We start from the raw sequence: 13068 nt of genomic DNA on the forward strand, positions 1-13068 counted from the left end.
ACCCGCCCCCGGCTCCCCCGTAGGAGCCGGCTTGCCGGCGAAACTTGCCGGCGAGCCTTCCACAGGCAAAAAAAAGCCCCGATCAAGCCGTGACAGGATCGAGGCAGGGACTACTTCTGAGGAGCAGCGGTGAGAAGGTGACCAAACCCACACGACGCCAGCTGCTTGCAGTCTGCCCACTCTGCCTTGCTGCGAGTTAGCCGAAAACGACCTGCCCATAGGTATTAAGGCCACTGGTACGCCTTCAAATCTCCTCGGTGTACAGCACCACCGTCACATAGAAATAGCCGATCTTGTCCCACTCCAGCCGCTGGTTATAGGGCGTCTCTTCAGAGCCCATGCCGAACTGATACTGACGGCCGGTGGCTTTGTCTCTATAGGAGATGAACCCCGCCGTTTCCCAGCCACAGCAGACAAACTTCAGCTCGCCCTCCAAGCCCATTTCCTGCTGCAGATACCGCTCGACCTCGTGGGCATCCTTACCTTTGACTCTGTAGCTGGCGGTCAGCGGTGCCCCCTGATGCTTCGGCTCCGACTCACAGCGGAAAAACTCCAGGGACTTCGGGGGATCGGCCATGGCCCGCAGGAAATCGGCGCACTCGGGGGATGCCGAAACCGCGCTGGAAAACATCCAGAACCAACAGGCCAAACACACTCTGAACATCACTTTCATCGACTACAGCTCCATGTTTTCCGCCCCAGCGGCCATCCTGCCAAACATCCACCGCGTGCGCAGTGTGTCCTTGAGCGACAGGACCGCTCATTGCCTACCCTTATGCAAGCCCGAGCCATCACAAGCAAGCCCCGCGAGACTGAATAGCACAGCCTTTTCCAAGCGCGCTGGCAACCGGCTATTTACCATCGAGTTAGCCGAAAACGACCTGTTCATAGGTAAACAGGCCATCGCGACAATCTACCCTTGCCGCCGCCGGGATGGCCTACCAGAATCGACTGACGACCACGCTCCCTGAATAAGGATAAGAGTCATGATGCATGCGGATTTGATTGATCAGGACGACCTGCTGGGACAACTCCGGGCCCTGGGTTTCGAGATGCCCGCAGGCGCCAGTGCCGAGCAGGCCTGTGAATGTGCGGTACGCGGCTTGAGTGATGCGCGGGCCAAGGCGCTCAAGGGCATGGTGGAGCAGATGCTCACCGGCAACGCGACGATTCTTCCGGCAGTGCGCCAGGCTATAGACCGCCAGTTGCTACCGGCCCTGGCCGAGCACCTGCAGCAAAAACGCGCGTGAATTTCCCTGGATCCTGAACGGATTGCTAGAGTGCGCCGATCTCCGGCAAACACAGGCAAGCGCTCATGATCCGCATTCAAACCGGCTTATCCGCCGAACCATCCGGCTGGCTGCAATTGCGCCAGGGCCTGTGGCCCGACTGTCCGCCAGACGAGCACCGGGCCGAAATCCAGCAGATGCTGGCCGAGCCCCAGCGCTACGGCTGCTGGCTGGCCTTTGCCGAGAGCGGTGAGGTCATCGGCCTGGCCGAGGCGGCGTTGCGTCACGACTATGTCAACGGAACCGACAGCTCGCCGGTGGTATTTCTCGAAGGGATCTATGTAGCACCCGAGCACCGGCGCCGGGGCGTTGCCCAGCAACTGATCGAGCAGGTCAGCCAGTGGGGACGACAGTCGGGATGTGTGGAGATCGCGTCAGACACCGGCCTGGATAATCTGCTCAGCCAGAATCTGCACCACGCGCTGGGCTTCGAAGAAACCGAACGCGTGGTGTATTTCAAAAAACGTCTTTGACTACAGACGCACGCTGGCGAAGGTCGACTCGTTGCGCGCCTGGCTCAGGGCCGACAGCGGGCCGGACAACGGCGCCAGGACCATGGCCTGCGGCAGCGGCATCATCGCCACCTGCTGGGTGGTGTTGGAGCCGATACGCTCATCCCGCGGCGGAATGCCGAAGTACTCGCGGTAGCACTTGGAAAAGTGCGGTGTAGAGACGAAACCACAGACCGAAGCCACTTCGATGATCGACATCGGTGTCTGCTTGAGCAGTTGCCGGGCGCGGATCAAGCGCAGTTTGAGGTAGTAGCGCGATGGCGAGCAATGCAGGTACTTCTGGAACAGGCGCTCCAGTTGACGACGCGACACTGCGACATACACCGCCAGTTCGTCGAGATCGATCGGCTCTTCGAGGTTGGCCTCCATCAGCGCAACGATCTCTTGCAGCTTGGGCTGGTTGGTACCGAGCATGTGCTTGAGCGGAACACGCTGGTGATCCTGCTCATTGCGGATGCGCTCGTAGACGAACATTTCCGAGATCGCCGCCGACAGTTCACGGCCGTGATCACGGCTGATCAGGTGCAGCATCATGTCCAGCGGCGCAGTGCCGCCGGAGCTGGTGAAACGGTTGCGATCGAGGGTGAACAGGCGGGTGCTCATGGCCACCCGAGGAAAAGCTTCCTGCATCGACGCCAGGCATTCCCAGTGCACGCTGCAATCGAAACCGTCCAGCAGGCCGGCACAGGCCAGGGCCCAGCTGCCGGTGCACACGGCGCCCAGGCGCCGGGACTGGCGGGCCTGACTCTGCAGCCATGAGACATGTTCACGGGTCACGGTGCGCTGGATGCCGATGCCACCGCAGACGATCACGGTGTCCAGGCTAGGGGCTTTGTGCATGGCGGCGTCGGGGGTGATTTGCAGACCGTCACTGGCCCAGACCTGCCCGCCATCGACGCTGAGGGTAGTCCAGCGATACAGCTCGCGGCCGGACAGTTGGTTGGCCATGCGCAGGGGTTCGACTGCGGAGGCCAGGGAAATCAGCGTGAAATTGTCCAGCAGCAGAAAGCCGATGGATTGAGGCGCACGGTTCTGGGGTTGGGCCCCGGAGTTGAACGACGTCATCGCGATATCTCCTCACACAAAGCGGGTGATGGCCTCAGGCGGAGGCTCTTTTTATGTGCCCTGCTGCTCAACAGAGGCGGGCTTGAGATTCACAGAGCAATTGCCATGCCTAAAGTTGAATGGGCATTCAATAACTCCTGAAAACGACGTCGCGACGTGTCTACATAGCCCTTGTCAATGTGCGGATTAGAAGCGCTCGAGAAACCTGGCCACCGGCGGGGGTTGCAGCTGTGAGCAGTTAGGTAGCACTTGCGCGAGCGCTGTATCGCGCCTTGCATGGCAAGTGTCACTCCAAGCACAGCCGGCCGACGAACGCGAACGCTCGTCGGCCGCCATAACAACTTGTCTATTCACGACGCGCTAAAAGGTGGCGCGCCCTCGATTCGTGAACAATTTGAGCGCGTGCGCCTCTGTCGAAGCCAACTCGTCGGCACCCGGTGCCTATCCCCTGCGCGCACTCAACACTCGACGGCACTCACCGCCAACCCGCCGCGAGAGGTCTCTTTGTACTTGTCGTGCATATCCGCCCCGGTATCACGCATGGTGCGTATGACCCGGTCCAGGGAAATGAAGTGCTGGCCATCACCGCGCAAGGCCATCTGTGCGGCATTGATCGCCTTGACCGCGGCAATCGCGTTGCGCTCGATGCAGGGCACCTGGACCAGCCCGCCCACCGGATCACAGGTCAGGCCGAGGTTATGTTCCAGGCCGATTTCCGCCGCGTTGCACAACTGCGCAGGCGTCGCCCCCAGAATCTCCGCCAACCCGGCCGCCGCCATGGCGCAGGCCGAGCCCACCTCCCCCTGGCAGCCCACTTCGGCGCCGGAGATCGAAGCGTTCTTCTTGCACAAGATGCCGATCGCTGCCGCACCCAGGAAAAAGTCCACCACGTTGGCGTCGGTCACTTCCTCGCTGAACTTCATGAAGTAATGCAGCACCGCCGGAATGATCCCGGCCGCGCCATTGGTGGGGGCAGTTACCATGCGGCCGCCGGCGGCGTTTTCCTCGTTCACCGCCAGGGCGAACAGGTTGACCCACTCCATGGCGCTCAAGGTCGAGCCGATCACATTGGGCTTGTTCAACTCCTGCAGGCTGCGGTGCAGCTTGGCCGCACGCCGCCGCACATTGAGCCCGCCGGGCAGGATGCCTTCGTGCTTGAGCCCCTGTTCGACGCAATCCTGCATGGCCCGCCAGAGCGTCATCAGCGTGTCGCGGATTTCCTCCTCAGGGCGCCAGACCTTCTCGTTGGCCAGCATCAGTTCGGCGACCCGCAGGTTGTGCTCCTGACACAGGCTGAGCAATTGCGCCGCACTGGAAAAGTCGTAAGGCAGTTCGCTGCGATCCAGGTCCGCCACGCCACTGCTGGCCTGGGCCTGGTCGACGACAAAACCGCCGCCCACCGAATAGTAGGTATCGCGGTGCAACTCACCGCCCTCGCCTTCCACTACCAGGGTCATGGCGTTGGGGTGAAAGGGCAGGTTTTCATCCACCAGGCGCATGTCCCGGGACCAGATGAAAGCCACCGGCAGGCGACCGTCCAGCAACAGAGTGTCGGTTTCCCGCAGCCGCTCGATGCGGGTGCCGATCAACGAAGGATCGATCGCGTCCGGCCACTCCCCCATCAACCCCATGATCACCGCGTTGTCGCTACCGTGGCCGATGCCGGTGGCGGACAGCGAACCGAAGAGTTGCACCTCGACCCGCCGTACCTGTTCCAGCAGGTGTTTTTCCTTCAATGCCTGGACGAACAACGCCGCTGCGCGCATGGGCCCGACGGTGTGGGAACTGGAGGGACCGATGCCGATCTTGAACAAGTCGAAAACACTGATAGCCATTACTGCAAAACCCCTCGTTGAGCACAGTCCAGACGCCAAAAACGCCCGCTGACGGAGCTGCTACGCTCAAGCTGCAATCCGCCGAGAAGGGCGCATCATCAGGCTTTTAACGAGTCCCACGACGTCTGACACCGACCCACTCATGCCCACTAACGCCGCCAGGCGCAACGCTCGAGTTTTGGGCGCTTTTGCGGCTCAGATGCAGGAAAAATTGCAGAAAAACACTGTAAGCGACCTCACCGACACTGGATGCGACCCTCCCTGTACTGGATACGACGCACCCTGTAGGCGACAGATTTTCACTGGTACATGATCAGTCTCGACTCGATTGCAAGGCACGGTGGTAGAGCTGTTCCCGACACACCAACCGCCACACTTATAAGCGCGGTCCAAACGCCGCCAGAAAAACATCCAGGAGTCTCCCCGATGAAAGGTTCCCCGTCGTTGTTGTTGGCCGCCACGCTGAGTCTGCCGCTTCTGGCACAAGCTGCAGAACCGGCGCAATGCAGCACCGTAAACTTCTCCGATGTCGGCTGGACCGACATCACCGTGACCACCGCCACCACCAGCGTCGTGCTCAACGCCCTGGGCTACAAGACCAAGACCACGATGATTTCCGTGCCGGTGACCTACAAGTCCCTGGCCGACGGCAAGAACATGGACATCTTCCTCGGCAACTGGATGCCGACCATGGAAAACGACATCAAGCAGTACCGTGATGCCGGCACCGTGGAAACCGTGCGCGCCAACCTGGAGAACGCCAAGTACACCCTGGCAGTGCCTGAGGCGCTGTACGACAAGGGCCTGAAAGACTTCTCCGACCTGGTCAAGTTCAAGAAGGAACTGGACGGCAAGATCTATGGCATCGAGCCGGGCAACGACGGCAACCGCACCATCCAGACGATGATCGACAAGAACGCCTTCGGCCTCAAGGACGCCGGCTTCAAGGTAGTGGAATCCAGTGAGGCGGGCATGCTTTCGCAAGTCGAACGCGCCCAGCGCCGCGACACCGCGGTGGTGTTCCTGGGCTGGGAACCGCACCCGATGAACACCCGTTTCAAGATGAAGTACCTGACCGGGGGTGACGAGTTCTTCGGCCCCAACTTCGGCCAGGCGACCATCTACACCAACACCCGCAAGGGCTACACCAGCGAATGCAGCAACGTCGGCCAGTTGCTGAAGAACCTGTCGTTCACCCTGAACATGGAAAGCTCCCTGATGGGTAACGTTCTGGACGACAAGATGAAGCCTGACGCGGCCGCCAAGGCCTGGCTGAAGAACAACCCACAGGTGCTCGATACATGGCTCGCTGGCGTGACCACCATTGACGGTAAACCCGGCCTTGCAGCCGTGAAAGCCAAGCTTGAGCAGGCCTCTAATTAATAAGTAGCGCGCTTACGCCGGGTGGGTTCGCCCGCCCGGGCTGTTTTTTCCTTGCATGCGGACGTTCAATACCATGCTGACTGATCAGAAAATCCCCTTGGGCCAGTACATCGCAGCTTTCGTAGAGTGGTTGACGAAGCACGGCGCCTACATCTTCGACGCGATCGCTACCACCCTGGAAACCATGATCCACGGCGTGACGTTCGCGCTGACCTGGTTCAACCCCCTGGCCCTGATCGGCCTGATCGCCCTGCTCGCGCACTTGATCCAGCGCAAATGGGGCCTGACTGTATTTGTCGTGCTGTCGTTCCTGCTGATCCTCAACCTGGGGTACTGGCAGGAAACCATGGAAACCCTGGCCCAGGTCCTGTTCGCCACCCTGGTCTGCGTGGTCATCGGCGTGCCCCTGGGGATCGTCGCCGCCCACAAGCCGCTGTTCTATACGATGATGCGTCCAGTGCTCGACCTGATGCAGACCGTACCCACTTTCGTCTACCTGATCCCGACCCTGACCCTGTTCGGCCTGGGCGTGGTGCCCGGGTTGATTTCCACCGTAGTGTTCGCCATCGCGGCACCGATTCGCCTGACCTACCTGGGCATTCGCGATGTTCCACAAGAGTTGATGGATGCCGGCAAAGCCTTTGGCTGCTCGCGCCGTCAGTTGTTGTCGCGCATTGAACTGCCCCACGCCATGCCGAGCATCGCCGCCGGTATCACCCAGTGCATCATGCTGTCGCTGTCGATGGTGGTGATCGCCGCCCTGGTGGGCGCCGATGGCCTGGGCAAGCCGGTGGTCAACGCACTCAACACTGCCGATATTGCATTGGGTTTTGAAGCCGGCCTGGCGATCGTCCTGCTGGCGATCATGCTCGACCGCATCTGCAAGCAACCTGAAGCCAAAGTAGGAGGTGACGCATGAGCATTATCCGCTTCGACAAGGTCGACGTGATTTTCTCCAAGGACCCGCGCGAGGCGCTCAAGCTGCTGGACCAGGGCATGACCCGCAACGAGATCCTGAAGAAGACCGGGCAGATCGTTGGCGTGGAAAACGCCAGCCTGGATGTCGAGAAGGGCGAGATCTGCGTGCTGATGGGCCTCTCAGGCTCCGGCAAGTCGAGCTTGCTGCGCTGCATCAACGGCCTCAACACCGTGAGCCGCGGCAAGCTGTTCGTCGAGCACGAAGGCAAGCAGATCGACATTGCCTCTTGCAGCCCCGCCGAACTGAAAATGATGCGCACCCAGCGCATCGCCATGGTGTTCCAGAAGTTCGCCCTGATGCCCTGGCTGACGGTGCGGGAAAACATCAGCTTCGGCCTGGAGATGCAGGGCCGGCCGGAAAAGGAACGGCGCAAGCTGGTGGATGAGAAGCTTGAGCTGGTGGGCCTGACCCAGTGGCGCAACAAGAAACCCGACGAGCTTTCCGGCGGCATGCAGCAACGTGTGGGCCTGGCCCGCGCCCTGGCGATGGACGCAGATATCCTGCTGATGGACGAACCCTTCTCGGCCCTCGACCCACTGATCCGCCAAGGCCTGCAGGACGAGTTGCTGGAGCTGCAACGCAAGCTGAGCAAGACCATCGTGTTCGTCAGCCACGACCTGGACGAGGCCCTGAAGCTCGGCAGCCGCATCGCCATCATGAAAGACGGCAGGATCATCCAGTACAGCAAACCGGAAGAGATCGTCCTCAACCCGGCCGACGACTATGTACGCACCTTCGTCGCCCACACCAACCCGTTGAACGTGCTCTGCGGGCGCAGCCTGATGCGCACCCTGGACAACTGCAAGCGGGTCAACGGTTCGGTATGCCTGGACCCGGGCGGCGACTCCTGGCTGGACCTGGCGGAAGGCAACACCATCAAGGGCGCGCGGCGCAATGGCTCGCAGATGGACCTGCAGAACTGGATTCCGGGGCAAGCGGTGGAGGAGCTGGGACGGCGCCCGACCCTGGTGGATTCCAACATCGGCATGCGCGACGCCCTGCAGATCCGCTACCAGACCGGCAACAAACTGGTGCTCCACGACAACCAGAAGGTGGTGGGAATTCTCGGCGACAGCGAGCTCTACCACGCCCTGCTCGGCAAGAACCTGGGTTAAGCAGCAGACACAAAAACGCCGCGAGCAATCGCGGCGTTTTGCTTTAACGACACACCACCTTCTGTAGGAGCTGGCTTGCCAGCGAAGAGGCCCTGAAGCCTTGCAGCACCCTTGAGGGCGCCGTCGCCGGCAAGCCGGCTCCTACATCCGGTGGAGCCGCTCCATCGGGAGCGGCCCGTGACTTCACTCAGCTATAGACACGGCCAAGGAGCTGCCGATGGCTTTCGAACTGATCGAGCACATCTCGGGTGATCTGCTCCTGGGTGAAGCCCATCAGGTCGTATTCCTGGCTGCCGTTGTGCAGGTACACCTCGGCGCGGTAATAGCGCGTACGCTCTTCCTCAGCCTCGGTCGACTCGCTCGGCGTGGCCAGGTAGCCGTCCAGGCTCACTTCGTAGACAAAAGGGTTGCCCTCTTCCATCTCGATCCGCACGCCCATGCAGTGCTTGGACTTGCCGAGCAAGGTCTGCACGTCCAGGCCTTGGGTACGCAGCAGCACTGCAGCTTCTTCCAGGGCCGGAGTGACCTTTTTATCCATGAAGCGCTGGACCACCGACTGCGTCGGTTGCAGATCGAGGGCGGTCAGGCGCTCGCTGAAACCACGACGCCCGCGTTCAGCCAGTTGCGCCTGCTCCTGTTCGATCTGCACGTCCTGGCGCATGGCCTTGTGCAAGCCGAACATAAAGAACACCAGCACCACCGAGAACGGCAGCCCCGCCAGCACCACCATGGTTTGCATGGCTTCGAAGTTGCCGGCAAAGAGCAGACCGATGGTCACCAGGGTGATCACCACCGACCAGAAGATCCGCAGCCAGTGCGGCGCGTCTTCGTCAACGTTGCCGCCCTTGCAGGACAGGTTGGCCATCATCACCGCGCCAGAGTCGGCCGGGGTCAGGAACAGCACGAAGCCGACGAAAATCGACACACCGATCACAATCTTCGACGCTGGGTAATGCTCAAGCAGTTGGTAGATGGCCATGGACGGCTGCTCGAGTGCCGTCTTGCCAAGTTCCACCGCCCCATGGTTCATCACCAGGTCCAGTGCCGAGTTACCGAAGATCGACAGCCAGGCCAACGTGAAGCCCAGGGGAATCAGCAGCACGCCCGCCACCAGTTCGCGCACGGTGCGGCCACGGGAAATACGCGCGATGAACATGCCCACGAATGGTGCCCAGGAAATCCACCAGGCCCAGTAGAACAGGGTCCACAGGCCCAACCAGCGGTCAGACTTGGCGCTGTCGCCTTCGTACACATAAAGGTCGAAGGTCTTCAGCACTACACCGTTGAGGTAGTCGCCGATGTTCTGCACAAAGCCGTTAAGCAGGTGCAAGGTCGGGCCAAACAGCAGCACGAAAATCAGCAGGCCGCTGAACAGCACGATGTTCAGGTTGGACAGGCGGCGAATGCCGTTCTCCACGCCGGAAACCGCAGCGATGGTCGCCACCGTGCTCATGACGATGATCACGATCAGCAGGTTGGTGTTGCTGTGTTCCATGCCGAACAGGTTTTCCAGACCGGAAGACACCTGCATCGAGCCGATGCCCAGGTTGGTCACCAGGCCCAGCAGGGTCACGAACATGCCAAAGCCATCCACCGCGTGACCGGCCGCGCCTTTCACCCAACGCTCGCCCACCAGCGGGTACAGCGCCGAACGCAGGGCCAGTGGCTGGTTATGCCGATAGGCAAAGTAGGCTACCGCCAGGCCGACCAAGGCATAAATCGCCCAGCCGTGCAGACCCCAGTGCAGGAATGTCAGCTGCACCGCCTGACGCGCCGCCAGGTTGCTGCCGGCCACGCCTTCGGGCGGGTTGAAGTAGTGGTCCAGGGGCTCGGACGCGCCGAAGTACAGCAGCGAGATACCGATACCGGAGGAAAACAGCATGCCGGCCCAAGCGCCGTAGCTGAAGTCCGGGGTGTCATCCTTGCTGCCCAGCTTGAGCTTGCCGTAGGAAGAGAATGCCAGGCCCACCACGAACACCAGGTAGGCGGCGATCACCACCATGTAGTACCAGCCGAAGCTGCGGGACAACCAGGCCTGGGCGATACCCAGCAATCTGCCGGCCTCTTGCGGGGCGATGATCAGAATGCTGGTCAACAACAGGATCAGCGCGGTCGAGGTGTAGAACACCCAACCGTTGACCCGCACCTTTTCCGGTGGGGTCTTTATAAGAGAGGCAGAACTCATTGCACAGATGCTCCAGGCAGTGCGAGAGAAGGACACAAGGCAACACGGCACTCGACCAATCGGTTAGTTGGCAGCCGATCGTCGGGTGATATAAAGACACCCCGAAAAAACCCGAAACCGCAAAACTCGCGTGGCGTAGCCGCATCGAAGGTTGGTCGCGAAACTGCAGCTCATCGCCTGGCCCCCAGAGCATCCTGCCCCTTCAACACGTCCGTTCTCTTGCCGGTCCACGCCATGCCACATGTAAGCTTTGGGATTATTTCGGAGGTCGTTTTCCCGCCATCTACAGGTAGGGAAAACTTCCCAGGTAGCGACGATTTGTCGCAGATCTTATTCTTTGTTGATTGAACGTTCAATCAAAACAAAATAGACTGGCCCACAAGTCGACAGGCGTATGACGCCCATCGACAGGCCTAAGGAGAGGTAGCAGATGCCCAAGGTCGGTATGCAACCCATACGCCGCCAGCAATTGATCGAAGCCACGCTGCAAGCGGTCGATCAGGTCGGAATGGGGGACGCCAGCATTGCGCTGATCGCCCGTTTGGCCGGTGTCTCGAACGGCATCATCAGTCACTACTTTCAGGACAAGAACGGCCTGATTGCCGCGACCATGCGGTACCTGATGAATGTCCTGATAGAGAACGTCACCGAGCGCCGTCAGGCGCTGACAGATGACAGCCCGCGGGCACATCTGCAGGTGATCATCGAAGGCAACTTCGACGCCAGCCAGGTCAATGGACCGGCAATGAAAACCTGGCTGGCCTTCTGGGCCACCAGCATGCACCACCCGTCATTGCACAGGTTGCAGCGGATCAACGATCACCGCCTTTATTCCAACCTGTGTTGCCAGTTTCGCCGCGTCTTGGCGCTGGATGAAGCACGCAGCGCAGCCCGCGGTCTGGCAGCCCTGATCGACGGTTTGTGGTTGCGCGGCGCGCTGTCGGGAGACGCTTTCGACACCGAGCAGGCGCAACAGATCGCTTACGAATACATGGATTTCCAACTGGCTAAGCAGGAGCGCTAGAGCACAACTAAAGACGCTCGGCCCCTGACGCCACTGATCAGTGCGCCCCGAACTTCAGGGCGCCTGCAGTGGTCAAGCCAACTACTTAATGCACTTGCGAGGACACTATGGCCCGTTTCGAACTGCAAAAACTCTACATCGATGGCGGCTACACCGACGCCGGCAGCGACGTCACTTTCGATGCCATCAACCCGGCCAATGGTGAAGTTCTCGCACAAGTGCAACGTGCGACCAAGGAAGACGTTGAACGCGCCGTGGTCAGCGCTGAAAAAGGCCAGAAGATCTGGGCCGCGATGACCGCCATGGAGCGTTCGCGCATCCTGCGTCGCGCTGTGGAAATCCTCCGCGAGCGCAACGACGAGCTGGCCGCCCTGGAGACTCTGGACACCGGCAAGTCGTACTCCGAGACGCGCTATGTCGACATCGTTACCGGCGCCGACGTGCTGGAATACTACGCTGGCCTGGTCCCGGCCATCGAAGGCGAGCAGATCCCGCTGCGCACCACTTCCTTCGTCTACACCCGTCGCGAGCCGCTGGGCGTGGTTGCCGGTATCGGCGCGTGGAACTACCCGATCCAGATCGCCCTGTGGAAATCCGCACCGGCCCTGGCCGCTGGCAACGCAATGATCTTCAAACCGAGTGAAGTGACTTCGCTGACCACCCTGAAACTGGCCGAGATCTACACCGAAGCCGGCCTGCCGGACGGCGTGTTCAACGTCCTGACCGGCAGCGGCCGTGAAGTCGGCACCTGGCTGACCGAACACCCGCGCATCGAGAAGATCTCCTTCACCGGCGGCACCGATACCGGCAAGAAAGTCATGGCCAGCGCCTCCAGCTCTTCGCTGAAAGACGTGACCATGGAACTGGGTGGCAAGTCGCCGCTGATCATTTTCGACGACGCCGACCTCGATCGCGCCGCCGACACCGCGATGATGGCCAACTTCTACAGCTCCGGTCAGGTCTGCACCAACGGTACTCGGGTGTTCGTACCGAGCCACCTGAAAGCCGCTTTCGAAGCCAAGATCGCCGAGCGCGTTGCCCGCATCCGCATCGGCAACCCGGAAGACGAAAACACCAACTTCGGCCCATTGGTGAGCTTCGCCCACATGGAAAGCGTGCTGGGCTACATCGCCAAGGGTAAAGAAGAAGGTGCCCGCGTCCTCTGCGGCGGCGAGCGCCTGACCGACGGCGAATTCGCCAAAGGCGCTTTCGTGGCACCAACCGTGTTCACTGACTGCACCGACGAGATGACCATCGTTCGTGAAGAAATCTTCGGCCCGGTGATGGCGATCCTCACCTACGAGACCGAAGAAGAAGTGATCCGTCGCGCCAACGACACCGACTTCGGCCTGGCTGCCGGCCTGGTCACCAAGGACCTGAACCGCGCCCACCGCGTCATCCATCAACTGGAAGCCGGTATCTGCTGGATCAACGCCTGGGGCGAGTCCGACGCCAAGATGCCGGTCGGCGGCTACAAGCAATCGGGCGTGGGCCGTGAGAACGGCATCAGCTCGCTGAACAACTTCACCCGCATCAAGTCGGTGCAAGTTGAACTGGGCGACTACGCCTCGGTGTTCTAAGCAGCTGTAAGCGGCAAGCAAAGGCCAAGGCTTTGCTTGCCGCCCTGCTCCCCCCATTCACGCCAAGCCCGCTTCGCTGCTTCCTGCAGCTTGAAGCTTGA

Annotated in this window: 11 protein-coding genes; 7 read left to right on the top strand and 4 right to left on the bottom strand. The window is 60.8% G+C overall.

The window, feature by feature from the left end:
• Positions 1-244 precede the first annotated feature (244 nt).
• Positions 245-673: a DUF4952 domain-containing protein gene (locus tag GV819_RS24080; protein WP_161758545.1), complete on the bottom strand. Its 429-nt coding sequence runs from the start codon at positions 671-673 to the stop codon at positions 245-247.
• Positions 674-986: 313 nt separating this feature from the next.
• On the opposite strand from GV819_RS24080, the gene GV819_RS24085 reads away from it, so the two are divergent.
• Together GV819_RS24085 and aac(6') are read left to right on the top strand one after the other, a co-directional pair.
• Positions 987-1250 (top strand): hypothetical protein, encoded by a 264-nt coding sequence (locus GV819_RS24085; RefSeq protein WP_161758546.1) that lies wholly within the window; start codon positions 987-989, stop codon positions 1248-1250.
• A gap of 65 nt (positions 1251-1315) precedes the next feature.
• A complete protein-coding gene (gene aac(6'), locus GV819_RS24090) occupies positions 1316-1762 on the top strand; it encodes an aminoglycoside 6'-N-acetyltransferase (RefSeq protein ID WP_161758547.1) in 447 nt (148 codons plus the stop codon).
• On the opposite strand, the gene GV819_RS24095 is transcribed toward aac(6'), so the two are convergent.
• A complete protein-coding gene (locus tag GV819_RS24095) occupies positions 1763-2866 on the bottom strand; it encodes a GlxA family transcriptional regulator (protein ID WP_011063935.1) in 1104 nt (367 codons plus the stop codon). It abuts the gene before it with no gap.
• 458 nt (positions 2867-3324) lie between these two features.
• Positions 3325-4701, bottom strand: a complete 1377-nt coding sequence (locus GV819_RS24100; RefSeq protein ID WP_161758548.1) for an L-serine ammonia-lyase — start codon at positions 4699-4701, stop codon at positions 3325-3327.
• A 426-nt stretch (positions 4702-5127) separates the two neighbouring features.
• Between GV819_RS24100 and GV819_RS24105 the strand changes: the two genes are divergently transcribed.
• The 3 genes from GV819_RS24105 to choV all read left to right on the top strand — a co-directional run bounded on the left by GV819_RS24105 (position 5128) and on the right by choV (position 8178).
• Entirely contained in the window at positions 5128-6084 is a 957-nt protein-coding gene (locus tag GV819_RS24105) for a choline ABC transporter substrate-binding protein (RefSeq protein WP_161758549.1), read from the top strand.
• Between the two features lie 73 nt (positions 6085-6157).
• Positions 6158-7003, top strand: coding sequence for a choline ABC transporter permease subunit (gene choW / locus GV819_RS24110; RefSeq protein ID WP_161758550.1), 846 nt, complete (start codon positions 6158-6160; stop codon positions 7001-7003).
• The gene (gene choV / locus GV819_RS24115) at positions 7000-8178 is read left to right on the top strand and encodes a choline ABC transporter ATP-binding protein (RefSeq protein WP_161758551.1); all 1179 of its coding nucleotides are present in this window, start codon (positions 7000-7002) and stop codon (positions 8176-8178) included. The genes choW and choV overlap by 4 nt, the downstream gene beginning before the upstream one ends.
• A gap of 187 nt (positions 8179-8365) precedes the next feature.
• Here the strand turns inward: choV and GV819_RS24120 are convergent, their stop codons facing one another.
• Positions 8366-10306, bottom strand: a complete 1941-nt coding sequence (locus GV819_RS24120) for a BCCT family transporter (RefSeq protein ID WP_368668933.1) — start codon at positions 10304-10306, stop codon at positions 8366-8368.
• 487 nt (positions 10307-10793) lie between these two features.
• On the opposite strand from GV819_RS24120, the gene betI reads away from it, so the two are divergent.
• Both betI and betB read left to right on the top strand, forming a co-directional pair.
• Positions 10794-11387, top strand: a complete 594-nt coding sequence (gene betI / locus GV819_RS24125) for a transcriptional regulator BetI (RefSeq protein ID WP_161758553.1) — start codon at positions 10794-10796, stop codon at positions 11385-11387.
• A gap of 107 nt (positions 11388-11494) precedes the next feature.
• A complete protein-coding gene (gene betB, locus GV819_RS24130; RefSeq protein ID WP_161758554.1) occupies positions 11495-12967 on the top strand; it encodes a betaine-aldehyde dehydrogenase in 1473 nt (490 codons plus the stop codon).
• The last annotated feature ends 101 nt before the right edge of the window (positions 12968-13068 follow it).

The organism is Pseudomonas sp. Fl5BN2, assembly GCF_009908205.1.
Classification (GTDB): Bacteria; Pseudomonadota; Gammaproteobacteria; order Pseudomonadales; family Pseudomonadaceae; genus Aquipseudomonas.

Bases quoted from the DNA above. Each gene is read 5' to 3' on its own strand.
- GV819_RS24080 (WP_161758545.1), bottom strand. From the start codon at position 673: ATGAAAGTGATGTTCAGAGTGTGTTTGGCCTGTTGGTTCTGGATGTTT.
- GV819_RS24085 (WP_161758546.1), top strand. From the start codon at position 987: ATGATGCATGCGGATTTGATTGATCAGGACGACCTGCTGGGACAACTC.
- GV819_RS24095 (WP_011063935.1), bottom strand. From the start codon at position 2,866: ATGACGTCGTTCAACTCCGGGGCCCAACCCCAGAACCGTGCGCCTCAA.
- GV819_RS24100 (WP_161758548.1), bottom strand. From the start codon at position 4,701: ATGGCTATCAGTGTTTTCGACTTGTTCAAGATCGGCATCGGTCCCTCC.
- GV819_RS24105 (WP_161758549.1), top strand. From the start codon at position 5,128: ATGAAAGGTTCCCCGTCGTTGTTGTTGGCCGCCACGCTGAGTCTGCCG.
- choW (WP_161758550.1), top strand. From the start codon at position 6,158: ATGCTGACTGATCAGAAAATCCCCTTGGGCCAGTACATCGCAGCTTTC.
- choV (WP_161758551.1), top strand. From the start codon at position 7,000: ATGAGCATTATCCGCTTCGACAAGGTCGACGTGATTTTCTCCAAGGAC.
- betI (WP_161758553.1), top strand. From the start codon at position 10,794: ATGCCCAAGGTCGGTATGCAACCCATACGCCGCCAGCAATTGATCGAA.
- betB (WP_161758554.1), top strand. From the start codon at position 11,495: ATGGCCCGTTTCGAACTGCAAAAACTCTACATCGATGGCGGCTACACC.